Here is a 25,963-nt window from a genome sequence, read left to right on the forward strand (position 1 = left end):
ACTGAAATATTTTATTTTGCTTCATACCAGTTTTTTCCCACATGTGCATCAATCTCAAGCGTTACCGCAAGGTCTGCTGCTCCATGCATTTCTTCTTCAAGAATCTTTTTGACTGCATCTTCCTCCTCAACCGCTGTCTCCACCAACAGTTCATCATGCACTGTTAAGATCAGACGCGATCTTAAATTTTCTTTTAACAGTCTGTCATGCACACGTATCATTGCGATCTTGATAATGTCTGCCGCCGTTCCCTGAATCGGAGAGTTCATGGCAACACGTTCACCAAACGAACGCTGCATAAAATTGCTGCTCGAAAGTTCCGGTACCGGACGCCTTCTTCCAAACATAGTCGTCACATAACCTTTTTCTTTTGCCTCCGTCACAAGTCCATCTAAAAATGTCTTGATCTTCGGATAAGTTTCAAAGTAACGCTCTATATACTCTGCTGCCTCTTTCTTACTGATGCTTAAATCCTGACTCAGTCCAAATGAACTGATTCCGTATACGATTCCAAAATTTACTGCCTTGGCATTGCGGCGCTGCAAATCCGTCACTTCGTCGAACGGAATGTGAAATACCTGGGATGCGGTAATTCTGTGAATATCCTGTGCTTCCCGGTATGCCTCGATCAGCTTTTCGTCCCCTGACATGTGCGCTAAAACGCGAAGTTCGATCTGCGAATAATCGGCATCCATAAACTCAAATCCTTCTTTTGGCACAAACGCCTTACGGATCAGTCTTCCCAGTTCGATCCGCATAGGAATATTCTGAAGATTCGGCTCCGTACTGCTCAAACGTCCGGTAGCTGTGATCGTCTGATTAAAACTGGTATGGATTCTGCCATCTTCTGCGATATAGTTTACCAGTCCGTCCGCATAGGTGGACTTTAACTTGGTAAGCTGACGGTATTCTAAAATATCGGAAACGATCGGGTATTCCGGTGCAAGCCGTTCTAACACATCTGCTGCCGTTGAGTATCCGGTCTTTGTTTTCTTCCCATATGGCATGGAAAGTTTCTCGAATAAAATTACTCCAAGCTGTTTTGGGGAATTGATATTAAATTCTTCCCCAGCCTCCTCATAAATCTGTTTTTCCAGTTCTGTGATACGCACTGCAAGTTTATCTCCATACTCCATCAGCGCATCCCTGCATGCAATGATTCCCTCATTTTCCATATCTGCAAGAGTAAATACAAGTGGCATCTCAATCTCGGAAAATAGCTGATCCATGCCCTCTTCTTTCAGATCATCTTCGAGTGTCTTCTTTGATGCCTGCGCCACATATGCCATGTAGCATACATAACTTAGGAATGCTTCCGGCGCATTTTTCATTGCCTGCTCTATGGTCTGTTTTCCAAGAAGATCCGCCTTAGACGGCACCATCTGTCCCAGATAGTCTTTTGCAATATCTTCATATGGATATTCATTTTTTAACGGATTCAGAAGATAGGCTGCGATCACTCCGTCAAAAAGATCTGATAAAGCAATATTACCATTTTCCTGACGTTCCAGTAAACCAAGTGCTGCAAGCTGTGGTTTTAAATCAAGTGTCGCATAGGATGCAGCCTCGCTTGCAGTAAACATGGAAAGGATCTGCTTTGCAGAAAGATTCTCTCCAGCTTTTATAAAAAAGGTTTCTTTCTCCCCAATTGAAACTGCAGCTCCAAGACAGCGTTCATCGCTGCCTGATACAATATAAAATCCACAATTTCTGCCGCGCAGTTTTGCAAATACTTTTTCTGCTTCTTTTTCATCTTCGACAAGTTTAAAATGTTCTGCCGCCTGATTCTTCGGTGTTTCCACCTCAAACCGGTTCAAAAGATTCTTAAACTCCAGCCGTTTGCAGAGAAGATATGCCTCCTCGGTATACAGAGTGGAAATGCCGTTTATCTTAGCACCGGCAAGATCATAGTCAATGTCTGCGTGAATTTCGATCGTTGCAAGAGTCTTGCTCATCTGTGCAAGATCATAGTATTCTTTTAAATTTTTGCTTGCACGCGGCGGCTTTAATTCATCCACATGCGCATAGGCATTTTCAATGCTTCCGTATTGCGCAATGATCGCAGTTGCCGTCTTTTCACCGATTCCAGGCACACCCGGAATATTGTCCGCTGTATCACCCATCAGTGCCTTGACATCTATAAATTCGATCGGTGTTACCTGATACTTTTCTTTTACCTCTGTGGCATTATAATCTTCAATCTCTGTACCGGTGCGCTTTGTTTTTGGGATACGGATCTTTATATGATCCGTTGCAAGCTGTAAAAGATCACGGTCGCCGGAAACCACGGAAACGGTAAGACCTTTCTGTTCGCTCTGTTTTGCAATGGTTCCAAGCAGGTCATCTGCCTCGTAACCGCCTTTTTCGATCGTGGTGACTCCCATCGCCTTTAACATTTCTTTTATGAGCGGAACCTGTTCTCTCAGTTCCTGTGCCATCGGCTTTCTCGTGCCTTTGTATTCGGCGAACATTTTATGGCGGAAAGTCGGCTCTGACACATCAAATGCAACCGTCAGATAATCCGGCTGCTCCTCCTCTAAAATCTTGAACATAATATTCAAAAATCCATAGACTGCGTTCGTATGAAGTCCCTCCGAATTCGTCAGATCCGGGATTCCGAAAAATGCCCTGTTCAAAATACTGTGTCCGTCAATCAATACCAGCTTTCCGCCCATTGTTCTCTCCATTCTCTGTCTTTTAGATTGCTCTTGTGTAGCGTTTCAGCCACTCATTTTCCTCCGGTGTCATATACGGGGAAATGGTATCATATACCATCTTATGATAATCATTTAACATCTTTTTCTCACGTGCGCTTAAAAGATCCGGATCGATCGCATCAAGATCGATCGGCGCATAGGTAATATTTTCAAATTCCATGAACTGACCATACTCATTTTTCTCAGCCTTACGGCATACAAGTTCATTTTCCGTACGGATGCCGTATCTGCCCTCTAAATATACGCCCGGCTCATCTGTCGTGATCATTCCTTCTTCTAAAACACCATTGTCATGACGCTCCGGCACAACTCTCCAGCGGAAACCATTCGGTCCCTCATGTACGTTTAACACATACCCAACGCCATGTCCGGTACCGCATTTATAATCAATGCCCATCTCCCAGAGAGGACCACGGGACAAAATATCAAGGTTTAATCCGGTACATCCATATAAGAACTTCGCATGTGCAAGATTCATATTCGATCTGCATACGGTTGTGAAATGCAGACGCATCTCATCTGTGATCGGTCCAAGTGCCATGGTTCTTGTGATATCCGTGGTTCCCTCAAAGTAATGTCCACCGGAATCCACCAGTAAGAATCCTTCCGGTTTTAATTCCGTATCTGATTCCGGTGTTGCAGCATAATGCATCATCGCAGCATTTGCACCATAAGCACAGATCGTATCAAAACTCAACTCAATAAAATTCTCCTGCTCTCTTCTTCGCGCTTCAAGATAGTCAGAAGCCGAGATCTCTGTCATAGGGATCTTGCCGATATTTGTCTTGAGCCAGTACATGAACTTCGTAAATGCAACACCGTCTTTTACATGTGCAGCTCTGGTGTTATCCACCTCCGTCTTATTTTTTACTGCTTTCATAAGCTCGGTCGGGTTCGGTTTATCCACAACTTTGATTGCTTTATCAAGACTGTTTACGATACGGTAATTAACCATGCCGCGGTTCATCAGCACGACTGCGTCTGCCGGGATTTCCGGTACATAATCGTAGACCGCATTATATGGTTTTGTAATGATATGGTTTTCATCCAGATAAGCACGGATCTTATCATCCACTACATCCTCCTGCAAAAACCAGATACATTCTGTTTCTGTCAGCACCAGATATGACAATACGACCGGCACATAATCAATATCATTGCCACGGATATTTAAAAGCCATGCGATATCATAAAGAGAAGTTAAAATATGGACATTTGCACCATTCTCCTTCATAGTTTTCCTTAGATCTGCAATTTTATCCGCGGTGCTTTTTCCGGAATATTTTTCTTCTAAAATAAATAAAGGCTGTTTTGACAATGCAGGGCGGTCTTCCCAGATCAGGTCGATCAGATCTTCTGTCACATGCATGGAGGCATTTTTTGCAGAAGCAATTTTTTCAAGTTTACCTCCCCAGGTACCGTTTACAACACGTCCGTCAAATCCGAGACATCCACCTTCGTTTAATTTATCTTTTACAAATTCATCTACGGTCGGCACGCCCTCTTCGCCCATGCGGTAGAGTGTAACTGTGCTGCCCTTAAGCTGGTTTTCCGCCTGTACAAAGTAACGTCCATCCGTCCAGAGCCCTGCCTCCTCTGCTGTGATAACGGCAGTTCCTGCAGAACCGGTAAATCCGGTAATAAACTTTCTTGCCTTAAAATGGTCTCCTACATATTCTGATTCATGGAAATCAGCAGTCGGCACAACATATACAGTGATCCCTCTTTTCTCCATCTCTGCACGCAGTGCCTTTAATCTTTCCTGTATCATTTCTTACTTTCCTCTTTCTTATATATTTTCCAAAATCTGTATATTACATGATGGCTGTTTCTTCCATCACGCATCCGTATACTCAAAAAACTTCGTATCGATCTCCGGATAAGATCGTTTTAATGAGATCGGTCTTCCGGAACGGTTCAAAAAGCAGTGGGAACTCTTTCCGGTTGTCCGCAGTTCTCCGGTCTCTTTGTCTGTCATCCGGTATTCCAAATCCATCTTGATACCATTATAACGGGTGATCTTTGTCTCGATCACGACGGTATCATCAAAATGTACCATGCTGTGATACTCACAGGATACGGAGAGCACAGGACTTATGATCTCCATCTCCTCCATCTGTTTGTAACTGAGTCCGATCTGATCCATTAAATCCATCCTCGCCTCTTCCATCCATTTGATATAATTTGAATGATGGATGATCCCCATCTGATCCGTCTCATAATATTTTGCATGATGCTCATATGGGCGGATTTTGATATCATCGGCATTTTCATTATAAATTTCTATCTCTTTTTTACTCATATAAATCACTACCTTTCTCAAACTCCTCCAAGCTATAGTATCTCACAGAACCGCTTTAATTTCAATGGTGCCTTTTTATCCGTGCGGTCAGGCATGCGGTCAGGATAACGATCATAACACAGACAAATGAGATCCCGGCTCCCACCATAAATCCAGGTGTCCGGTAACGCAGTTCGATCGTGTGTGTTCCTTTTTCAAGATAAGTACTGATAAATGCCTCTCCAAAAACTTCCGGCTTGGTTTCTTCTCCATCAACATACAATTTCCATCCTGCATCATCCGCCACTGAAAAGATCAGCCGTCCTTCTTTTTTCACATCGATCGTCCCGGTGATCTTCGTATCGGAAAATGATGTCATCTCCATCGTCTGCTCATTTAATGTCTGATAAGCAGTATCTACTGCATCGAGATTTAAGGCATATGCAGTAATGTTCACCCTCTCCTCGCTGCTGTTTTTGATCTTTACTTCCATACCTGCCGTGCAGTATCCAAGATCAAGCGTATAACCATGCGAAACTTTCGTGAAAGATTTTGTCCTGCCGTCACTGATCTCTTCTGTCAGGCTGTCCACGGTCGTCGAATCATAGGTAGCAAAAATATATGCATCTTCCTGCACATCGATCGTTGATTCTCCGACCACTGATTCCGATGGGATCTCTGTCAGCATCGTCTCATCTGCACCGAGAAGTTCTGCAAGTTTATTCTGCGCTGTGATCTCGTCTAAATCAGAATAATCCCACGCTTCGATCACATTCTCATCCATCATAAAGCCAAGCGGGAGCACGTATTTATTTTCATAGAGATAAGTGTTTCCGCTTCCTGCCACAAAAGAACGGATCGGGTTTGCCTCAAGCGCATTATCTGCGATCACATAGCGCAGGGATAACATCGCAGATAAAAGCGGTGTTGCCCCATTCACGCAGTAAAAATTCTTACCGCCCTCCATTCCGACTGCCTGGTAAAAATGACTGACATCTAAATTCATCAGTGACGAAAACTGTGTTGCAGAACGATATCCATACAATGCGGCATCATTTTTCGTTTTACGCTCTAATTCCTCTGTCCGGTAAAATAATACGCCTTCCTTCTGTGCCTGATCTTTTGCCTCTGCAAGTACCACATGATAATCATCCACCGCCTTTACATAAGCAGTCCTGCTTGTTGTCTCAAGTCCGGTCACATTGTAATTAAAGAATAATTCTAACAGCATCGCTACGCAGCCACAGACAAGCATGATCTTCTTCAGTTCTTCCCTGGTTGCCCTTTTGATCCTTCCGATCTTTTTTACCTCATCTTCCCGGATACATTCCTCCGCATAAAAATAGATCAGCAGCACCACAATATAGCTGCCCAGAAATACATAAGTTGCCGTTGCCGCGCTCTCTCCTAAGATCGTCCCATCGGAAAAATGACAGGAAACTGCCATCAGACCAACTGATGCCACTCCCGCTGCGATCACATCTAAAAACCGCGTCCCTTTAAAATGTAAAAATGCCTCATATGCAACCGCAAGCAATAAAAATGCGTATAAAAAAGTCTGTCTTCCCGGCAGGGAATCAGGAAAATGCATACCATGCCAGATGAAATCAAGTATATTATTTGAAAAACTGAGAACAAAAAATACTGCCAGAATTCCACGCGCCAGCTTCTTTTTCCAGGATATTTCACGATTAAGCAAATATAGTACAAACAAAAGAATAACAAATACTCCACAGTAAATATTTGGCCAGTGGTCTTTTCCTGTATAGGGCTCTGCCATCACAGAATGTCTTCCCAGCTCCGCAATGATGTTAAAATACCATTCCATCGTATCCGGGAACGAAATATTCTGTGACCCACTCGCACCAAGTGTGATCGCCTCAGGAATGATCAGAACTGCACCCGTTCCACCTGCCAGAAGAGAATAAACTGCAAAACGAATCCAGGCACCGATCCCTGTTTCCTTATTTTCAAGCCATGTGATCAAAAACCAGATCACCTGAAAAATGCATACCATGATCGCAATGTAATAATTACTGATAATGCATAAAGACAGCGAGATATAATAAAGCAGTACCTTTTTCTCTTTGATCAGTTTTTCGAGCCCAAGAACAACAAGCGGCGCTAACATCATACAGTCTAACCACATGATATCCCATGCATAGGCTGCGGAGAATCCGCACAATGCATAGGCTGTCGCAAAAATACTGACCGCAATATGATTTTTTTCAAAGTGCTCTTTTAAATAATAACCAAAAAACAGTCCCGCAAATGAAATTTTCAAGATCACAAGCAAGGTCATAAATTCGATCACATGATTTTGCGGACATAACAGCAGCAGCCAGTTCAGGGGGCTTGCCAGATAATAGGCATACAGAGAGATGAAATCTGCCCCCAGTCCGACATTCCATGAGTAAAACAGACTGCCGCCATGTTTGATCTTATCCATCAGCTCCGTGAAAAAAGGACAGTACTGATGGTACATATCAATGTGTAAAATACACTGCTCTCCAAACGGATAAACGTCATGAAGGATACATATCACAACCAGAATAAAAAATGGCAGAAAGAATGAAGCAAGAAGCGGCATTCTTTCTTCCCACAATTGATTTTGTAGTTTCTTTTCTCTTTTCAAAACAAAACCTCTCTTTTTATCATTTTCTAATTGACAGTTCCATGATCAAACAACTCATAATACTGCAGTTTCCGGTAAATATCCATCTCATCTTTTTCATCGGAACCCCGCACTTCACTGCCATCTGCTTTTACCGTACGCACGGCAGAAATGACCGGATATTCTGTCTTTAAATGCATCAGATAGGAACGGTATTCGTCCAGTGGAACACCTGCACGCTCTAACACTTCTGCTGCAAGATAATTTGCACTCGTATCTGCACCCGTTTCCTCATCAATATCATAATTTGCCCATACCACATAAGGAACCTGATAACGCAGTTTCTGCTGTTCCTCTGTCAGGTGATTCCAGGACATTCCATTTTTTGCAAGAACCGTAGATGCAACGGCATCACTCGGCTGGTGATCCCCGAAGAAAACGATCACTGTTTTTTCATCTGCATCTTTAAAATAAGAGATTAAAGACTCCAACGCTGAATCAGAAAGTTTTACCAGCGATAAATACTGCTGCAGCGAAAAATTAGTGGAATCTTTCACTGAGATATCCGGGGTAAAATTGCCATACTGATCCTGATATCCACCGTGATTCTGCATTGTCACATTAAAAACAAACAATGGTTTATCTGTTTCTTTATTTTCATAAAATTCGATAATCTTATCCACACAGCTCTCATCACTGATATACTGTCTCACATACTGTGGATTCACATACTCATCTTTAAATACACTTTCGTTAAAACCTAACATCGGATAAACCGTATCACGTTCCCATCCGCCTGCATTGTATGGATGTGTTGCAATCGTCTGATATCCTAATGTTTTCAGATAATCCGGAAGTGCCTTTAAATCCCCATTGATATACTGCTGGTACGGAATACTTCCCTGTGGAAGAAATGCCATGGTATTGCCGGTCAGAAATTCAAACTCGGTATTTGCCGTATTTCCGCCACATACAGATACGTTTAACATTCCGGTAACCGTATTTTCTGCTCCCTGTTCCAAGCTGTGAATAAACGGCATGTAATCCTCATTTGTCTCAAAATCACCCAGAACCGACAGATCCGAAAACGACTCATTCATCATCACAATGATATTTGGAAGTTCTTCATCCTTTTGTGTATCATCTTTTGCTGCCGGATCAGTATCCTCCGTCATTGCACCTCCTGCTCCGTAGGAATCAAGCACTGCCTGTGCCTCCGAGTCACTGTAATGCTCCGGTTTATCGATCGACATATATGCAAGATTCATCACAAATGTGACTGCCATTCCATCCACATCTGTCATGTAGACCGGTGTAAACAGCTTATTATAAAGTCTGTGGCTGTTCTGAAAGCTCTCCTGCTGTAAGGTTCCCGCAAACAGTGAAAACACCACAGCCACAAGTGCTGCCGGTATAAGCCGTTTCCAGAATACAAAACGTGTTACTTTTACCTTTATAAAATGAAATAATGCGATTGCCACAAGAAACACCAGTGTTACCACGACCATACGCGTATCCGGCATAAAATTATAATTATCCGCCACACTCGCCGCCGTTTTCCATGAAAAAATATCCCACGGCACAATCGGATTTGTACGGAAACGCACTACATAACTGTTTGCAATACCATAGATCATCGCCACACCATAAACGATCCGGTGTGCTGTCTTTAATTTTCCTGTCAGCAAAAACAGTACAATCGTTACCAGTAAAAACAGTACAATATTAAAAAACTGAGCCCACGGACGCACGACCATAAACGGATTGTGTGAATAACACTCCATAAGATAAAAACATGCCGCAGGCGGCAATATGACAAGCAGCAACGATATGATACTGCTTCCTGCCTTTTTTAAAATATCATTCTTCTTATCCGACTTTTTGTTCCTGGCTGCTATTTTCTCATTTCTCTGCTCTTTTAATTTTTCCCAGAAACCTTTTGGTTTCGTATTTTTTCTTTTTCTGCTAGCATTCATGTCAAACCTCATTTCAAGGGTGTATCTTCCCTTTAGATAATTAGCCGAATGATATTTTAGCACATTCCTCCAGCAAATAACATCTATTCGTAAAAAATTCATAAATTCATAAGTTTCCAGTATTGCAACACTATTTCCCAGCCTTTATTTTTTGCATGTTCTGTCGAATCAAATAGTTATTTTGACGCTTTATGTTAATAAAGCAATAATCTTTCCCACAGACGTCTTTATTGTCTTGACATTTCAAATAATTTTTTTTAACATGAAAATATATACAATACCTGTATCGATTTGAGTGGCGCAAAAAGGAAGATGAAAATGAATAGTGAATCTGAAATCAACCGTCTGACAAAAGAGAATGAAACTTTCCGAAAAATCATTGAAACACAGCAGCATACGATCAATCTTCTCATTGATCATTTTATTGCCGGTAATACAGATAAACAGATCAAAAAGAACTAAATTTTGTATTTTTATTAAAAAAACAGAGCGACCGTCTGCCGCTCTGTTCCTTTTATCCGTGATAAAAAATCTTTCTTCAAAATATACAATCTGCTGTTTATGATCTTTTTGGGCACAAAAAAAGCTGCTGACGGGAATCGGACCCGTGACCTCCGCACTACCAATGCGACGCTCTACCGACTGAGCCACAGCAGCATTGTGTTTTTCAACACCTGTATTACTATACAATAGGATTGTACGCTTGTCAAGCATAAAATGCAGGAAATTTTTGTAATTTTTCAAAAAATTTACACAATCCCAGATCAACATTCCATGTCTCACCGGGATTGTGTTCTTCGGGTCTTCTGGCCAGATGGTGTTTTGTCACCACATCCGTTATGTTCTTCCCGTTTTGTTTCAATCAGCCTCTCCTTTTTTACATCCGATTCATAATCTTGATGTGTGACTTAAAAAGAGAATAATATTTCATTCCCTTATCTTTGCCATAATGTCCCTGCAATGCAGCTCTTAATGAATTGAGATTCTTTCTCTTCGCATTTGCCTTATACAAAAACGAGGAAAAATCTTCCGGACAGTCCAGTTTTGGATCACTGTAGGCAAATACTGTCTGACAATAAACGTCAAACTTCTCTTCCTCACTGATCGCATTCTGATTCTCACGGCAGATTGCATATGCAGAACTGTTCTTTGCCTCCTGGTAAAGTTCTTTTCCGATCTCTTCCCCAAAGAACAATACCAGTGCATTGTGAAAATCTGCAAGACGATCTTTGCTGATGCAGGTAAGCAGGCTGCGGATAACCTCATCCTGTTCCTTTGAAATCTCTGGTGTTTTCACCATTATATTCTTCTCTGGATCTGCATCTGACAATTCTTCATCCTGCTGATTTCCATCTGCTGTTTCATCCGGTCTCATAATTTCATCCGGCATTTCCATCTGAATCTCTTCTGGTTCAGACATTTCTTCTGATTCCGCATATTTTTCCGTCTGTACCTGTTCTTCCGCAGTTACCGTTTCGTTTTTCATAGACTCAGCTGTCTGCTCCGTCGCAGCTTCTGTCTCGTGTTTCAGAAACTCTGCCGTCTGCCCTGTCGCAGCTTCTGTCTTGTGTTTCAGAAATTCTGCGGTCTGCCCCGTCGCAGCTTCTGTGGAATTTTCCAATAACTCTGCTGTTTTTGTCTTCTGCTGTAATCTGCGGCTTAATTCTTTTCCGCTGATACGCTGTACCGGCATATTACGCTGTTTCCAATAGCGGACTGCTGCATCAAATCCGGTATCATTTGAAACGATCACATAACAGTTTTCCTGATTCTCACACAACATATACCCAAGCTGTGTAACAAGCTGGAAATCAAGTGCATTGCTTCCCTCAAAACATTTTATAAACTCTGCTTCTTTCTCCGTCTCCTTTAATAACCTCACATTTTCGTAATTCATATGCGGACTTTTCTGCGTATAAAATACGATCACTTCCTCATCAGGCTGTGATGCTACCAGTAACGGTACCCATATATCTCCTACATTCTCACTGTCAACCAAATATATTCTTTTCATCTGATCACCGGCTGATCGAAACACATTTATTATAACATAAGACGGAATCATGCCTCTACTCTTTTTTACAGAATATCAATATATTCTCCCGCAAGTGCTTTATTCATGCTGCGTACTGCACAGAATTTTCCACACATGGAACAGGTATCCTCGTGTTCCGGTTTTCTGCTGTTCCAGATTGCTTTAGCCGTTTCCGGATCTATTGCACATTCCCACTGTGCATCCCAGTCTAATACACGTCTTGCATCTGCCATCTTATCATCGATCTCCCTTGCTCCACGGACACCCTTTGCAATGTCTGCTGCATGTGCTGCGATCTTCGATGCAATGATCCCCTGTTTTACATCCTCCACGTTTGGCAGTGCCAGGTGTTCTGCCGGTGTGACATAACATAAGAATGCTGCTCCGTTCTGCGCTGCGATTGCTCCGCCGATTGCGGATGTTATATGGTCATATCCTGGTGCAATATCAGTAACCAGCGGTCCTAACACATAAAACGGTGCACCCATGCAGATAGTCTGCTGAATCTTCATATTTGCTGCGATCTGATCCATTGGCATATGTCCCGGTCCTTCTACCATAACCTGTACATCTTTCTCCCATGCACGTTTTGTCAGCTCTCCAAGTCTTACCAGTTCTTCGATCTGGCATACATCAGATGCATCCGCAAGACATCCGGGACGGCAGGCATCTCCAAGTGAAATGGTCACATCATGCTCACGGCAGATCTCAAGGATCTCATCGTAATATTCATAAAACGGATTTTCTTCTCCAGTCATACACATCCACGCAAATACAAGAGAACCTCCGCGGGAAACAATATTCATTTTACGTTTATGTTTCCGGATCTGCTCGATCGTTTTTCTTGTAATTCCGCAGTGCAGTGTCACAAAATCCACGCCATCTTCCGCATGCAGACGCACCACATCAATAAAATCTTTTGCGGTCAGTGTCGCAAGATCTCTCTGATAATGGATCACGGAATCATAGATCGGCACGGTACCGATCATTGCCGGACATTCTGCGGTCAGTTTTCTGCGGAACGGAATTGTATTTCCATGAGAGGATAAATCCATAATAGCATGTGCGCCCATATTGACTGCCGCCATAACTTTCTCCATCTCCACATCATAATCTTTGCAGTCCCTTGACACACCAAGATTGACATTGATCTTTGTGCGGAGCATGGACCCCACGCCCTCCGGATCAATACATGTGTGATGTTTGTTTGCGCAGATTGCAACTTTTCCCTCTGCTACAAGCGGCATCAGTTCCTCTACTGTCATACGCTCCTTTTTTGCCACGATCTCTAATTCTTTTGTCACAATGCCTTTTCTTGCTGCATCCATCTGTGTTGTATACTGTTCCATACATTTTCTCCTTTTCGCATGAAAGACTGCTGGCGATGAGAATTTTTCTATGAATGATTTAAAAAATCTCCTGCCGCAAGTGCGACAGGAGATAACATCTTCCCAATACGCTCCCTACGACAGTATTAACTGACAGGTTCAAAGAGTCAGGTTTTAACCTTCTCAACTGCAATCTCTCCAGGCACTATCCCAGACATGCAGTCCCTCTGCGTTGTTTTCTATTATATTTTACCGACTCATTCAGTCTAGCGGAATCTATGATAGTTGTCAATATTTGTACAACAAAAAAGACAGCCGATGCTGTCTTTTTAGGAGAAGGTATTTTTACTATGGGGTATAGCAAAAACTATATATAATGTATTGGGGGGTTTTTACAGTCATTATAATAGCATGATTTTCTCAATAAGTGTTCACAAATGTTACAATTTTCTCTTTTATTTTTTATGCAACATGCACAATCATTTTTCGTGACAATCCACAAAAAAGCAGATAAATCTTTTACATCTTCCCCATTTCAGGATTCATCTCACGGATTTTTGCCTTAATACGCGAGAGCGCATTATCAATGGATTTTGGCGTCTTTCCCATCTTTTCTGCAATCTGCTGATAATGAAGTCCCGCAAGGTACTGGTCTAATACTTCCCGTTCCATCCTGCTTAAATGTGTCCGGAGCCTTTTCCAGAACTGCTCTACATTCTCCTGATCGATCATCATCTGCTCCGGATTGCCGATTCCATCCATCGTCAGTGTTTCCGCCAGCGGATATCCGTTTTCGCCGTTTTCTGAATAGAAAGAAACATAAGAATTAAGTGGTGCATGCTTCTTGCGGTTTGACGCCTCAACTGCCTTATATAACTGTCTTGTGATACATAATTCCGCAAAATGAAAAAAAGACGCTTCTTTCGTGTTATCAAAATCTCTGATTGCCTTAAACAGACCGATCATCCCCTCCTGGATCAGATCATCCGTCTCCCCACCGATTAAAAATACTGCATTTGCCTTTTTGCGGACCAGCGGTTTATATTTATCCAGAATATAATCCATGATCTTTCCGTCCGTATCACCGCTGTCTTTTAATACCGCGATCAACTGTTCGTCTGTCAAATCCTGATATGACTCTAACATGTTCCTCCCAAGACTCCCGCTGCAAATTTAGCGCATACGCTGCCGCACGATCTCATATGCAAGTACACCTGCTGCTACTGATGCGTTCAAAGAATCAATATCCCCCTTCATTGGGATGGACGCAACAAAATCGCAGTTTTCACGCACAAGTCTGCCAACACCTTCGCCTTCACTGCCGATCACAAGACCGATCGGTCCTTTCAGATCGAGATCATACATACAGGTTCCATCCATATCTGCGCAGACAAACCACATTCCTTTGTCCTTTAACTCTTTCATCGTTGCAGTCAGATTTGTTACCTTTGCAACCGGGGTATAGTTGATCGCTCCGGCAGATGTCTTTGCCACGGTAGCTGTCAGACCAACTGCACGGCGTTTTGGAATAATAACACCATGTGCCCCCGCAAGATTTGCGGTACGGATGATCGCACCAAGATTATGTGGGTCCTCAATATTATCCAGAATAAATAAGAACGGCGGCTCACCCTTTTCTTCTGCCAGTTTTAACATATCTTCCACCTCGGCATATTCATATGCAGCAGCAACAGCGATCACACCCTGGTGTTTTTTTGTCTCAGAAAGCTGGTCTAAGCGTTCCTTTTCCACAAAATGTACGATCGTGTCGTATTTTTTCGCCTCTCTTACGATCGTGCGTACCGGACCGTCCTGACAGCCGTCTAACACAAATAATTTATCAATCGTTTTTCCGGAACGGAATGCCTCAAGCACCGCATTCCGTCCCTCTATTTTCAGCTCTTCGTAGCCCATTACTCTCTCCTTTTACATTTTCAGTGCAAGTTCGCCCACACCTGTCTTTACCAGTTCCACCAGACGTTCAAACTCATCTTTTAAATACAGATATCCCATCAGTGCCTCAAATCCGGTTGCTTTCCGGTAGTCTGACATTGTCGCATTTTTTGCCATTGTCGGCGATTTTGCATTTCTTCCGCGGCGGTACACTTCCGTTTCTTCCTCCGTCAGAACCGGCAGTAATTTCTCGATCATCTCCGCCTGTGTGTGTGCTTTTACAATCTGGCTTGTCCTCTTATGAAGCTCTCCTGCTCTCGTGTTTCCTTTTCCGACAACAACCGAACGGATCACCAGGTCAAATATCCCATCTCCGATATATGCTAACGTAAGAGGTGAATATGTCCGGATATCTACTTCACTGATCCCAAACTGTTCTTTAATATAGGAATCTATTCCTTTCTGCATCGGCATTTCCCCTCTCTCACGCTTTGTGCCAGATCACACCTTCTCTGGTATCTTTCAGTACAATGCCTTTTTCAAGCAGTTCATCGCGGATTGCATCTGCTTTTGCAAAATCTTTTGCTTTCTTTGCTTCCTTACGTTCCTCAATCTTTGCAAGTACATAGTTTTCTAACTCTGCATCGATCTCCTCTTTTGCATCTGTCTGTGCCGTTGTCAGATTTAAGGATAATACTTTGTCAAAATCATTGATCAACGCAAGTTTTGTTTTATCATTCATATCATCTTTGAGCAGATCGTAAATGATCGTGATCGCCATTGATGTATTCAAATCATTGCTGATCGCATCCTCAAATTTTGCCTTATAAGCATCAAATTTATCCTGCTGTACCGCTCCCTCATCCTTTAATTCTGCGATTCGTTTGGTCAGTTTTTTATAAGCTGCAGCCATATTATCTAATACTTCATAGGAAAACTCCAACGGTTTTCTATAATGGGACTGCAGACAGAACATACGGTATACGATCGGATCATACCCCTTTTCCTGCAGCAGGGATACGGTAAGGAAATCCCCTTTGGACTTACTCATTTTTCCGGATTTATCATTCAAATGCTGTACATGGAACCAGTATTTACACCATGTATGGCCAAGGTAACTCTCGGACTGCGCGATCTCATTGGTATGGTGCGGGAAAATATTGTCTACACCTCCGCAGTGGATATCTACATACTCGCCCAGATGTTTCATGCTGATACAGGAACATTCAATATGCCATCCCGGATATCCAACACCCCATGGACTATCCCATTTGAGTGCCTGATCCTCAAATTTTGATTTTGTAAACCAGAGTACAAAATCATTTTTATTTTTCTTATTCACATCTTCTTCCACATCATCGCGGACACCGACTAACAGTTCTTTCTCACTCTGGGAAGAAAATACATAATAATCGTCTAATTTTGAAGTGTCAAAATAAACATTTCCACCTGCCACATAAGCATAACCTTTTTCGAGCAGCACCTCGATCATATGGATGAACTCCAGGATACAGTTCGTTGCCGGCTCCACAACATCCGGTGTCTTGATATTTAACTTCTTACAGTCACTAAAGAATGCGTCTGTATAATATTTTGCGATCTCCATCACTGTTTTGTGCTCTCTTTTTGCACCTTTTAACATCTTATCTTCCCCGGTATCTGCATCAGAAGATAAATGTCCGACATCCGTGATATTCATGACGCGCTTGACATCATAGCCGACATAACGGAGTGATTTTTCCAATATATCCTCCATGATGTAACTTCTGAGGTTGCCGATATGTGCAAAATGGTATACGGTCGGTCCACAGGTATACATGCCGATCTTTCCATCCTCATGCGGGATTACCGTTTCTACTTTTCTTGTCAGTGTGTTGTAAAATTGAAATTTATTTTCCATTTAAATAATCCTCCTTGTTTTGCGAAGCAAAATGCGAATCCTCTGATGAGCAGAGGATTTTACTCCTTGTTTTGCGGAGCAAAATACAATTTTATTTTGTTTTTTGTGCATCAGCACTTAAAATCCGGACTGCCTGCTCTAAATCAAGCACACGGTTGACCAGTTCTGCATTTTCCCTCTGCAGTACGGTAATATCCTCTTTGACCGGATCCGGCAGATGGCATTGATCCATATCACTGCGCGGCATCTTCACATTGTCACGTTTTACGATTCTTCCCGGAACACCAACTACGGTACAGTTTGGCGGCACTTCCTCTATGACCACACTTCCCGCTCCGATCTTGGAATTTTCTCCAACGGTGAAGGAACCGATGATCTTTGCACCCGCACTGATCATAACGTTATCCCCGATCGTCGGATGACGTTTTCCGGTCTCTTTTCCGGTACCGCCTAGTGTCACACCCTGATACAGAGTAACATTGTCCCCAACGATCGCCGTCTCTCCAATGATCACACCACTGCCGTGATCAATAAAAAATCCTTTCCCGATCGTTGCTCCCGGATGTATCTCAATTCCTGTTTTTCTCGCTGCCCGCTGTGAAATATATCTCGCCCAGAAGAAATGTCCTTTTAAATACAGCTTATGCGCACGTCTGTAGCTCAACATAACCCGAAAACTCGGATAAAGCAATACCTCCATCGGCGATTTGATCGCCGGGTCCCGCTCCTTTATCACTGTAAATTCTTCCTTAATATGACTGATGATTCCCAAAACCGGCATCCCCTTTCCTGAATCAAAAAAAAGATCATTTCATCTCTAAGAGACGAAATGATCCGTGGTTCCACTCTAATTTAAGGATCTTATGATCCTCACTCAATACACTTAACGTGTGTAACCCGTATCCGGATACTGTATTGGCAGACAAAGCCCTTTCCCCGGACAGGCTCACGGAGGCACTTCGGAAATCTCTTTCTGAAAACTGCTTGCAGCCGATGGCAGTTTCTCTCTGTCAGCACTCTGGTTTCTTACTCTTCCCGTTCAACGCCCTTATCGTATTTATACTGGTAAGTTTATTTACTTACTCTAGTTTATGCACTTGCTTCCGATTTGTCAACTTTTTTATTTGTTCTCTTCCCTTTTTCTCATTGCATACGATCCTTTTCCGTGTTACATTATAAATAGTATCTGGTTATTCTGGGGATAATTTACAATTTATACGAAGGATTTTATTATGGAACAGCAAAGAGAAACTCTGTTGATTGTAGATGATTCACGCTTACAGCGTGCAGTTTTAAATGAAATATTTTCTTCAAACTTCAATATTCTTGAAGTATCCTCCGGCGAGGAATGTCTGAAAATGATCGAAGAAAAACAGGACATGATCGATCTTGTCCTTTTAGATCTGGTCATGTCCGGCATGGATGGTTTTGATGTTCTAAAACACAGACAGGGAATGCCGGAATTTAAGAAAATCCCGGTTGTAGTTCTCACAACCACCGATACCCCTGAAGTCCAGACAAAAGCATTCGAATTAGGTGCAAGCGACTTTATCAGTAAACCTGCTGAACCCGCCATCGCACGCCTGCGTATTGGTAACATTTTGAAAACCAACCGCAGACTGAATAATATTTTACAAAAGCGGGAAGAATTACGGATCAGATCAGAAGTTGATGAGATGACACATCTTCTGAATAAAACCACAGCTGAGCACACAATTTCCCATATACTTTTATCAAGTCCCGAAGGTCTGCATGCATTATTCGCCATTGATATCGACAATTTCAAAGCAGTTAACGATATCTGTGGCCACAAAATGGGGGATCACACAATATCTGTGGTAGCCGGTATTCTTGCATCCCATTTTTCAGGTTCTGATATTGTTGGACGCATCGGCGGAGATGAATTTGTTGTTTTTGTGCGAAATATAACAACCAAAGAGGCAATCTACGAAAAAGCACAGGAGCTTTTAAATGCCATTTCCGACAAGGAAGGACTGTCAATCCCTGAAAATGTTACGATCAGCATCGGTATTGCTTTCACAGATCCATACGAAACGTCTTATACCACACTTTTTCAGAAAGCAGATACTGCACTCAGCAACTCAAAAAAATCCGGGAAACAATGTTTTTCCGAATATGGGGTTTCTTCGCCAGTATCCGATGCCACGCTGAAAAATATTTTATTATATACACAGTCCAGGAATGTCGCATCCACGTTGAAGTTCGCTCATTCTTATCCGGACAGGCTTGTAAAAATATCTTCCCTTGCTGAGATACATTATGCGGTTATGGATAAAAACAACCACGTTCCTGCCGTTTACATAGATGTATCCGAAAGCGAAGATGACGGTCAGAAAATATGGGAAGAATTAAGTCATGAATCCTGGGCACAGTCAGTCCCTGTTATTGCCATCTGTCAGGAAAGTAACCTGACACAGGTTCGGAATGCCATATTATCCAATGTGATCAGCGATCTTATTTTTGATCCGATTGATGTTGAAAGTATCAAAAGACGCATCAAAAAATATCAGACACATGATGATATCTCATAAAAACAACGGTCAGATGACTTTATTTATCATCTGACCGCTTTTTATTCTGCGTATCTATTTTTTTGTTTTAACTGATTTTTTATTTGACCAGTCTGAATAAATCTTTACCTTTTTGGTTCCTGATTTTATTTCTTTGTACGTCCGTATTTTTATATAATACTTTTTCCCCGGCTTTAGACCTTTTATTCCTTTCGATGTAGTCTTATTACCTTTGACTACTGTCGTTTTTGTGTTCTTTTTGGAAAATGATGCATCCGTTGCATATGCGATTTCATATCCGCTTGTCTGTGATGCCTGTTTTTTCCATTTTAGTGTAAATGATTTTTTTGCGGCTTTTACATCTGTGAGGGATGTTCCCTTCGGGCAGATCTCAAACGTCTTTTTCAGTGCTCCGGTATAATTTCCACGGAATTTAACTGTTACAGTCGCTTTTCCGGTATTCTTATTGTTCTGATATGACACCTTATAAGAACCGCTTGAAATCACTTTTCCTTTATTATCTGTCACTTTTATGGCAGGCTTTTTCGCTTTTCCATCGTACACATAACGCTCTTTTGACAGTTTTAACTTCTTAGGTGCGTTAATTGTCTCCTGCTGCAGCACTGTTTTGCATACACTGCACACAGTCACATTTTTCCCATTACTGCCCGGCTTTGCCGGCGTCAGCTTCTTCTCCGGTGTGTGGGATTTCTTTGCGATCTTCTCTTTGTAGCTTTCCCCGCAGGTACAGGAATAAACTTTTTCGCCTTCTTTTTCACAGGTCGCCTCTACGGTCTTCTGCAGTACATAACTGTGTTTGTGTGCCGGCTTCTCTGTATCCGGTTCCGGTGTCTCTGTTCCCGGCTTTTCTGTATCCGGTTCCGGTGCCGGTGTCTCTGTTCCCGGCTCTTCTGTATCCGGCTCTTTCAGGGCTGGAATCACTATTTTTTCTCTGCTTAACTCCTCATGACATGTGGTGCAATACATTACTTTTTCATAGCTTCCTTCCACACCCACTTTTGCTTCCACACGATTTTCGATGACAGTGTCTCCCTTTTTATGCCCTAATGCTGAAACCATAATATTCTCACGGGAAAGTTCTTCCCCGCAGCCTTTATCCTTACAATAAACTACCTTATCGTAGCTTCCTTTTTGGGTACAGGTCGCAGCTATCTCGTTTTCTTTTACCGGCTCGCCCGCCACATGCTGATGCGATACATCTGGTTCATCTGTGAATATTATTTCCTTTTCTGCCAACACGGTATCTTTCAGTGCTTTTACATCTGCCACAGTATTCGGATCATCAAACGGATCCGAACATAATAATAAGGTGTATTTTCCTGTTTTCACTTCACCATATGCAATCAGATAATAGCGGTCTGACTCATTTTTATCCACATCCAGACGGATTGGGTTTTCCCAGTCCTTTTTTTGTTGAATGTCTTCATCATCACTATTCCAGTAATCAGAACGGATCAGTATCATATCATTATAAAATCCATAGCCATCATATTCATTTGCAACTTCATCAAACGTGTAATCTTCTCCATACTGATCCTTCCATATCACATCCAGATATGGTGCATCATCGGTTTTATCTGTAATGTCTGTCGGAATATTACCGGTGTAAACATTTTTCGGGCAGGATTTTATCTCGATACTATCAAGTTCACGTTCCTCCGGTACATAATTGCGATACGCTGTCCACATCCCATTTTTGCAGATCAGGCTGTAGTTGTTATTGATATCTTTATCTGATAACACAAAATTTCCTGCTGTTCCATTCTCTGCTATGATATAGGTATGCTCATTTAAAAGATTACCAGATATAGCATGACTTCCCACCTGGAACTGTGTAACACCGCTTACCTGTCCATTAATCTGAACGTATCCATTTTGATCAAGAACAAGCTTTCCCTTTGCCGCACTGCCACCACTTGTGAAATTGCCCTTTACCTGAGCATCTATTATTTTTGTAAGATCCAGACAACCACCGTTTTTCAATGTAATATTGTTTAACTGCGCTGTTTCATCTTTCGGCTGCAGTCTTCCTCCTGCATCTAAAACAATATCTTTAATCCCTGTTGTAATGACACCTGACACAGCACAGTTGTTTACGGTCAATACTGTATTTGCATTTCCCCTGATCTCCACAAGACTGATCTCGTCATATCCATTTTGTTTACCTGAAAGCGTAAGTGTTGCAGATGTTGTGTCCTCTGCCGAAATAATATCCCGCACTTTTGCATCTGCGTCCAGATTTAACTCCACACTCCCCGTATAGGCAGTCCTCTCACCTGCTGACGCTTTATGTCCCATATAGATATTCTGGAACATTGTATCACTGTTTGCATTTACAACTGTGAGTGACGCTTTCGTCCCCACCGCTGTATTACTGTGATATCCTCCTGCATAGATGGTTGGAAGAAGTTCTTTTTCTGTGCCGCCAAAACCACCCAGGCTGGCGTCCCCTCCTCCCGGCAAATATGTTTTTACATTATCCAGTGTAAGGCTGTGCCCTGCAAGAAAAATCTCACGATGCGGCACAGAATTCATACTATTGGTAGAGATAAAACCAATCTGGATATCCCGGATCACAACACCGTCTCCCATGATCTGGATTGGTCCGCTGAACGTAATACTTCCTGTATTATTTCCAGTAATCACTGTCCCGTCCGGTATCTCAACAGGCATCATCTGTCCACTCGCTTCTGCCTGACCTCTGACGGAAAAGCTTCCAGTTACAACAATATTCTTCTGCTTTTGTGCAAGTGCCGACAGAAACTCATTCTCATTCGACACTGTAACTGCTGTCTCAGCCGCCGCAGCCACATTCCACAGCAAATGATTTTGGGTTACTCCCTCTGCTCCCCCAGACGGTATGCCACAGATCAGCAGGCCCGCAGCCATAACTCCACAACAGAAACGTATCGTCCTTTTTTTCATATACTCATTTTCCCTTCTTTTGTACATAAAAAGACCCAGTATATATCTTTGCTTTGAATATCCCCTGATGTCCTTACAAAAAATATATCTGAGTCTTACTTCAATTCGCCAAAACATGGCTTATTATATCGTATTTATGCGATTGTGTCAATCATTTTTATACTTTATCTCCCACAGGCACATCCCGGACATCCCGCACATCCTCCGGCAGAATCAGCCACACTGACGCTGTTCTCATAGATCGTTGTCAATGCACAGACTGCCTGCGCAGAAATTCCCTGTTCTGTTCCGGTAAATCCCAGTCCTTCTTCTGTTGTTGCCTTCACATTGATCTGGTCTTCTGATATCTTAAGTGCTTCTGCAATATTTTTCTCCATCTGTTCAATATGCGGACGCATCTTCGGCTTCTGTGCAATGATCGTCGCATCAATATTTTCCACGATATAACCTTTTTCTGCAATCAGTTCTGCCACATGTTCAAGTAATTTAATACTTGAAATTCCTTCATATTTCGGATCAGTGTCCGGAAAATGTTTTCCAATATCACCAAGAGCTGCTGCACCAAGCAGAGCATCCATAATAGCATGAAGTAAAACATCTGCATCCGAGTGTCCCAAAAGCCCTAATGTATGCGGAATCTTTACCCCGCCAATAATCAGGTCTCTTCCCGCAACTAATTTGTGAACATCATATCCCATTCCTACACGCATTTTTTTCTATCCCTTTCATAAAATTTTTACTGTGGTGGATTACACTTCGAACATGGTGTAAATCCTCTTGCTTCTGTCTCTGATAATATCTCTTCAATATCACTTTTTCTTAAATACCGGCATCCCGATCTTATTATACAGAAAAAAATACCGATATACAACAAAAGACCTCAGAATGTCTGAGGTCTTGAAGTAGCGGAAGGGAGATTCGAACTCTCGACACTACGGGTATGAACCGTATGCTCTAGCCAACTGAGCTATTCCGCCATATTAAATTGTCATCAGAAGTTCTGATGTAATGGGACCTATAGGGCTCGAACCTATGACCCTCTGCTTGTAAGGCAGATGCTCTCCCAGCTGAGCTAAGATCCCGTCCGTGTCGGTCGCTTTCCGCAACCGACTTCTAAAGTATACTATTTCAAAATAAAAATGTCAACACTTTTTTTCATATTTTTTCAAAAAATTTCAAAAAAACATTCTTTAACAACAAAACAACCAGATTATGCCAGTAACCGTTCCACCAGTTTCACACATTCCGCTGCATCTTTGGAATATCCATCCGCTCCGATCTCATCTGAAAAGCTCTCTGTGATCGCCGCTCCTCCGATCACGATCTTCGCCGTGCATCCTTTCTCTTTTGCAAGTTCCACAACATCTTTCATCCGCATCATCGTGGTCGTCATCAGTGCAGAAAGGCCTATTACCTTTGCGCGCTCTTTCATTGCAGTATCCACGATCACATCTGCCGGAACATCCTTGCCAAGGTCGATCACATGATACCCGTAATTTTTCAGCATCAGAACCACCAGATTCTTGCCGATATCATGAATATCCCCCTCAACAGTTGCTACAACGATCGTTGCCATTGCCTCAGTATTGCTGCGCTCTAACATCGGCTCTAAATATTCGATTGCAAGTTTCATCGTATTGGCAGAAGAAATAAGCTGTGGCAGAAAATATTTCTTTTTATCAAATAGCTCTCCCACTTCATTGATCGCAGCGATCAGATGTTCATTGATAATTTCATCCGGTTTTGCACCGTCATCTAACATCTTTTTTACTTCATCTAACACATGCTCTTTATTTCCCTTTAAAACTGCCTGAAATACGCCGCTTCCTGCACTCTCCTTTTTGGTCTCACCACTCGCAGATGCACCTGTCGGAGTCTTTTGAACCATCACCCGTTCCATGCCGGCATATTTTTCTGATAAAAAGTTCATCCTTTCAATATAACGGATATCACTTTCCTTCTTATTTAAAAGCATATCAGATGCAAACGCAGCATTCATCAGAAGTTCCTGAGACGGATTTGCGATCGCCATCGTAAGTCCGTTTGCGATCGCCATCGTAAGAAATGCCGTATTGACATAAGTACGCTCAGGCAGTCCAAATGAAATATTGGAAAGTCCACACGCCGTTGGAAGTTCCAGTTCATTTTTGCAATAAGAAAAAGTCTCAAAACATTCTAATGCAGCATTTGGATTTGCCCCGATCGTGGCAACCAGTCCGTCCACAATGATATCTTCTTTTGCCATACCAATTCTGACTGCCTCATCCATGATTGTGCGGATAATTCCATGTTTCTCTGCAGAATCTTTCGGCAGCCCCTCATCTGAGAGAGGAAGCAGGATAAACATTGCACCATATTTCTTTGCAATTGGAAGGAGTTTTTCAAACTTTTCTTTTTCCAGTGATATTGAGTTGATAAGTGCACGTCCCGGATAAATACGAAGTGCAGCCTCAATAATATCCACGTGGCTGGAATCAATACAAAGCGGGCAGTCCACCGTTGAAGTTACCTCATATATAGTACGCAGCATCATTTCTTTCTCATCAATACCATTCATACCCATATTGATATCAAGGATCGACGCTCCGTTTTCTTCCTGCTCTAATGCCATCGTGCGGACAAGATTTAAAGAACCTTCTTTTAACTCAGCCTGCAGCTTTTTCTTTCCGGTCGGATTAATGCGCTCTCCAATGACCATAAAACGTCCATCGAGTGTGATCTCCACTGATTTGCGTTCTGAAGTCAGCATTCTTCTCTTTGTCTGAAGCGGTGCTTTGACCGGAATATCCTTTACTGCCTGCTTTAAAGCACGGATATGTTCCGGTGTTGTTCCACAGCATCCTCCAATGATGGCTGCTCCCTCTTCGACTAACTTTTTCCCGACTTCGGCAAATTCTTCCGGTTCTACATTAAAAACGGTCTGACCATCGATCAACTCCGGCATGCCGGCATTCGGTTTCGCAAGAAGCGGTATCGTTGCGTACTCTGCCATTTTTGCGATCGGTTCTAACATAGCTTCCGGTCCGGTTGAACAGTTCATCCCGACCGCATCCGCACCAAGACTCTGCATCACAACAACCGCTGTAACCGGATCAGTTCCGTAGAGTGTTCTTCCGTCTTCATTGTAGGTCAGTGAAACCATAATCGGCAGATCACACACTTCCCGGATCGCAAGTACCGCCGCACGGCATTCCTGCAGGCTCATCATCGTCTCAACTACAAAAAGGTCAGCCCCTGCATCTGCGATGATCTTTGCCTGTTCTTTATAAACATTCACCAGGTCTTCAAACATCAGATCTCCTAACGGGTAAAGCTGTTCTCCTGTCATGGTAAGATCTCCGGCAACCAGCGCATCCGTACCTTTTGCGGCTTCTTTTGACAATGCGATCAGCTTACGGTTCATCTCCTCTAAATGATCTTCTAAACCGTATTCTTTTAACTTGATCCTGCTCGCGGTAAAAGTCGGAGCAAATAAAATATCTGTTCCTGCCTCCACATACTGTTTCTGCAGATTAACCAGTACTTTTGAATTTTCCAGAATCCACTGCTCCGGACATACTCCAACCGGCATTCCTGCTTTCTGTAAATTTGTTCCTGTCGCACCATCAAGCAGTACCGGGCCATTTTTTACCAGCTCTCTAAACGCTTCTCTTGTCATCTCTGCCAGTTCCTTTCTTTTCCATGTCATTTGTATTTTCTGTGATCTGCCGTCTATTCATCGGATCACTTCAGCAGTTCTCTG

At 42.5% G+C, this 25,963-nt stretch carries 17 protein-coding genes, 3 tRNA genes, 1 riboswitch and 1 other annotated feature; of the genes, 2 read left to right on the plus strand and 18 right to left on the minus strand.

Going from position 1 to position 25,963, the window contains the following annotated elements; all coding sequences use genetic code 11:
• Nucleotides 1-11: 11 nt before the first annotated feature.
• From polA to ACDD58_RS04545, 5 genes are all read right to left on the minus strand, one after another.
• Nucleotides 12-2,675, minus strand: coding sequence for a DNA polymerase I (gene polA / locus ACDD58_RS04525; protein ID WP_199654230.1), 2,664 nt, complete (start codon nucleotides 2,673-2,675; stop codon nucleotides 12-14).
• Between the two features lie 22 nt (nucleotides 2,676-2,697).
• Nucleotides 2,698-4,488, minus strand: a complete 1,791-nt coding sequence (locus ACDD58_RS04530) for an aminopeptidase P family protein (RefSeq protein ID WP_370776063.1) — start codon at nucleotides 4,486-4,488, stop codon at nucleotides 2,698-2,700.
• A 66-nt stretch (nucleotides 4,489-4,554) separates the two neighbouring features.
• Complete coding sequence (locus tag ACDD58_RS04535; protein WP_117919889.1) at nucleotides 4,555-5,019, minus strand: thioesterase family protein; 465 nt, start codon at nucleotides 5,017-5,019, stop codon at nucleotides 4,555-4,557.
• 61 nt (nucleotides 5,020-5,080) lie between these two features.
• On the minus strand, nucleotides 5,081-7,633 hold the full coding sequence (locus ACDD58_RS04540) for a YfhO family protein (RefSeq protein ID WP_370776065.1): 2,553 nt from the start codon (nucleotides 7,631-7,633) through the stop codon (nucleotides 5,081-5,083).
• A 26-nt stretch (nucleotides 7,634-7,659) separates the two neighbouring features.
• Complete coding sequence (locus tag ACDD58_RS04545) at nucleotides 7,660-9,690, minus strand: LTA synthase family protein (protein ID WP_370776068.1); 2,031 nt, start codon at nucleotides 9,688-9,690, stop codon at nucleotides 7,660-7,662.
• A 216-nt stretch (nucleotides 9,691-9,906) separates the two neighbouring features.
• Here ACDD58_RS04545 and ACDD58_RS04550 point away from each other — a divergent pair, with 216 nt between their 5' ends.
• Complete coding sequence (locus ACDD58_RS04550; RefSeq protein ID WP_158570861.1) at nucleotides 9,907-10,050, plus strand: adenylate kinase; 144 nt, start codon at nucleotides 9,907-9,909, stop codon at nucleotides 10,048-10,050.
• Between the two features lie 122 nt (nucleotides 10,051-10,172).
• Here the strand turns inward: ACDD58_RS04550 and ACDD58_RS04555 are convergent.
• The 8 genes from ACDD58_RS04555 to epsC all read right to left on the minus strand — a co-directional run bounded on the left by ACDD58_RS04555 (nucleotide 10,173) and on the right by epsC (nucleotide 17,516).
• Nucleotides 10,173-10,245, minus strand: a tRNA-Thr gene (locus ACDD58_RS04555).
• 220 nt (nucleotides 10,246-10,465) lie between these two features.
• On the minus strand, nucleotides 10,466-11,602 hold the full coding sequence (locus ACDD58_RS04560; protein ID WP_370776071.1) for a PIN domain-containing protein: 1,137 nt from the start codon (nucleotides 11,600-11,602) through the stop codon (nucleotides 10,466-10,468).
• Between the two features lie 65 nt (nucleotides 11,603-11,667).
• Nucleotides 11,668-12,972 carry a phosphomethylpyrimidine synthase ThiC gene (gene thiC / locus ACDD58_RS04565; protein ID WP_117919768.1) on the minus strand — a complete coding sequence of 435 codons (1,305 nt, stop codon included), beginning with the start codon at nucleotides 12,970-12,972 and terminating at the stop codon, nucleotides 11,668-11,670.
• Between the two features lie 94 nt (nucleotides 12,973-13,066).
• Nucleotides 13,067-13,190, minus strand: a riboswitch (TPP riboswitch).
• Between the two features lie 280 nt (nucleotides 13,191-13,470).
• Nucleotides 13,471-14,097: a sigma-70 family RNA polymerase sigma factor gene (locus ACDD58_RS04570; RefSeq protein WP_118209627.1), complete on the minus strand. Its 627-nt coding sequence runs from the start codon at nucleotides 14,095-14,097 to the stop codon at nucleotides 13,471-13,473.
• 27 nt (nucleotides 14,098-14,124) lie between these two features.
• A complete protein-coding gene (gene rlmB / locus ACDD58_RS04575; protein ID WP_370776075.1) occupies nucleotides 14,125-14,865 on the minus strand; it encodes a 23S rRNA (guanosine(2251)-2'-O)-methyltransferase RlmB in 741 nt (246 codons plus the stop codon).
• Between the two features lie 12 nt (nucleotides 14,866-14,877).
• On the minus strand, nucleotides 14,878-15,312 hold the full coding sequence (locus tag ACDD58_RS04580; RefSeq protein ID WP_370776077.1) for a Mini-ribonuclease 3: 435 nt from the start codon (nucleotides 15,310-15,312) through the stop codon (nucleotides 14,878-14,880).
• Between the two features lie 16 nt (nucleotides 15,313-15,328).
• Nucleotides 15,329-16,744, minus strand: a complete 1,416-nt coding sequence (gene cysS / locus ACDD58_RS04585) for a cysteine--tRNA ligase (protein ID WP_370776080.1) — start codon at nucleotides 16,742-16,744, stop codon at nucleotides 15,329-15,331.
• 91 nt (nucleotides 16,745-16,835) lie between these two features.
• Nucleotides 16,836-17,516 carry a serine O-acetyltransferase EpsC gene (gene epsC / locus ACDD58_RS04590; protein ID WP_186898983.1) on the minus strand — a complete coding sequence of 227 codons (681 nt, stop codon included), beginning with the start codon at nucleotides 17,514-17,516 and terminating at the stop codon, nucleotides 16,836-16,838.
• A gap of 45 nt (nucleotides 17,517-17,561) precedes the next feature.
• Nucleotides 17,562-17,796: a binding site (T-box leader), on the minus strand.
• Between the two features lie 180 nt (nucleotides 17,797-17,976).
• Between epsC and ACDD58_RS04595 the strand changes: the two genes are divergently transcribed.
• Nucleotides 17,977-19,296, plus strand: a complete 1,320-nt coding sequence (locus ACDD58_RS04595; RefSeq protein WP_118209624.1) for a diguanylate cyclase domain-containing protein — start codon at nucleotides 17,977-17,979, stop codon at nucleotides 19,294-19,296.
• A gap of 54 nt (nucleotides 19,297-19,350) precedes the next feature.
• On the opposite strand, the gene ACDD58_RS04600 is transcribed toward ACDD58_RS04595, so the two are convergent.
• The 5 genes from ACDD58_RS04600 to ACDD58_RS04620 form a co-directional block, all read right to left on the minus strand.
• On the minus strand, nucleotides 19,351-22,221 hold the full coding sequence (locus tag ACDD58_RS04600) for a fibronectin type III domain-containing protein (protein ID WP_243102902.1): 2,871 nt from the start codon (nucleotides 22,219-22,221) through the stop codon (nucleotides 19,351-19,353).
• A 164-nt stretch (nucleotides 22,222-22,385) separates the two neighbouring features.
• Complete coding sequence (ispF, locus tag ACDD58_RS04605; RefSeq protein ID WP_370776084.1) at nucleotides 22,386-22,931, minus strand: 2-C-methyl-D-erythritol 2,4-cyclodiphosphate synthase; 546 nt, start codon at nucleotides 22,929-22,931, stop codon at nucleotides 22,386-22,388.
• 193 nt (nucleotides 22,932-23,124) lie between these two features.
• A tRNA-Met gene (locus ACDD58_RS04610) sits at nucleotides 23,125-23,198 on the minus strand.
• 32 nt (nucleotides 23,199-23,230) lie between these two features.
• Nucleotides 23,231-23,303 (minus strand) — tRNA-Val (locus ACDD58_RS04615).
• Between the two features lie 128 nt (nucleotides 23,304-23,431).
• Complete coding sequence (locus ACDD58_RS04620) at nucleotides 23,432-25,879, minus strand: homocysteine S-methyltransferase family protein (RefSeq protein ID WP_370777451.1); 2,448 nt, start codon at nucleotides 25,877-25,879, stop codon at nucleotides 23,432-23,434.
• Between the last annotated feature and the right edge of the window lie 84 nt (nucleotides 25,880-25,963).

This window comes from Roseburia sp. (assembly GCF_041325975.1).
Taxonomy (GTDB): Bacteria; Bacillota; Clostridia; order Lachnospirales; family Lachnospiraceae; genus Roseburia; species Roseburia rectibacter.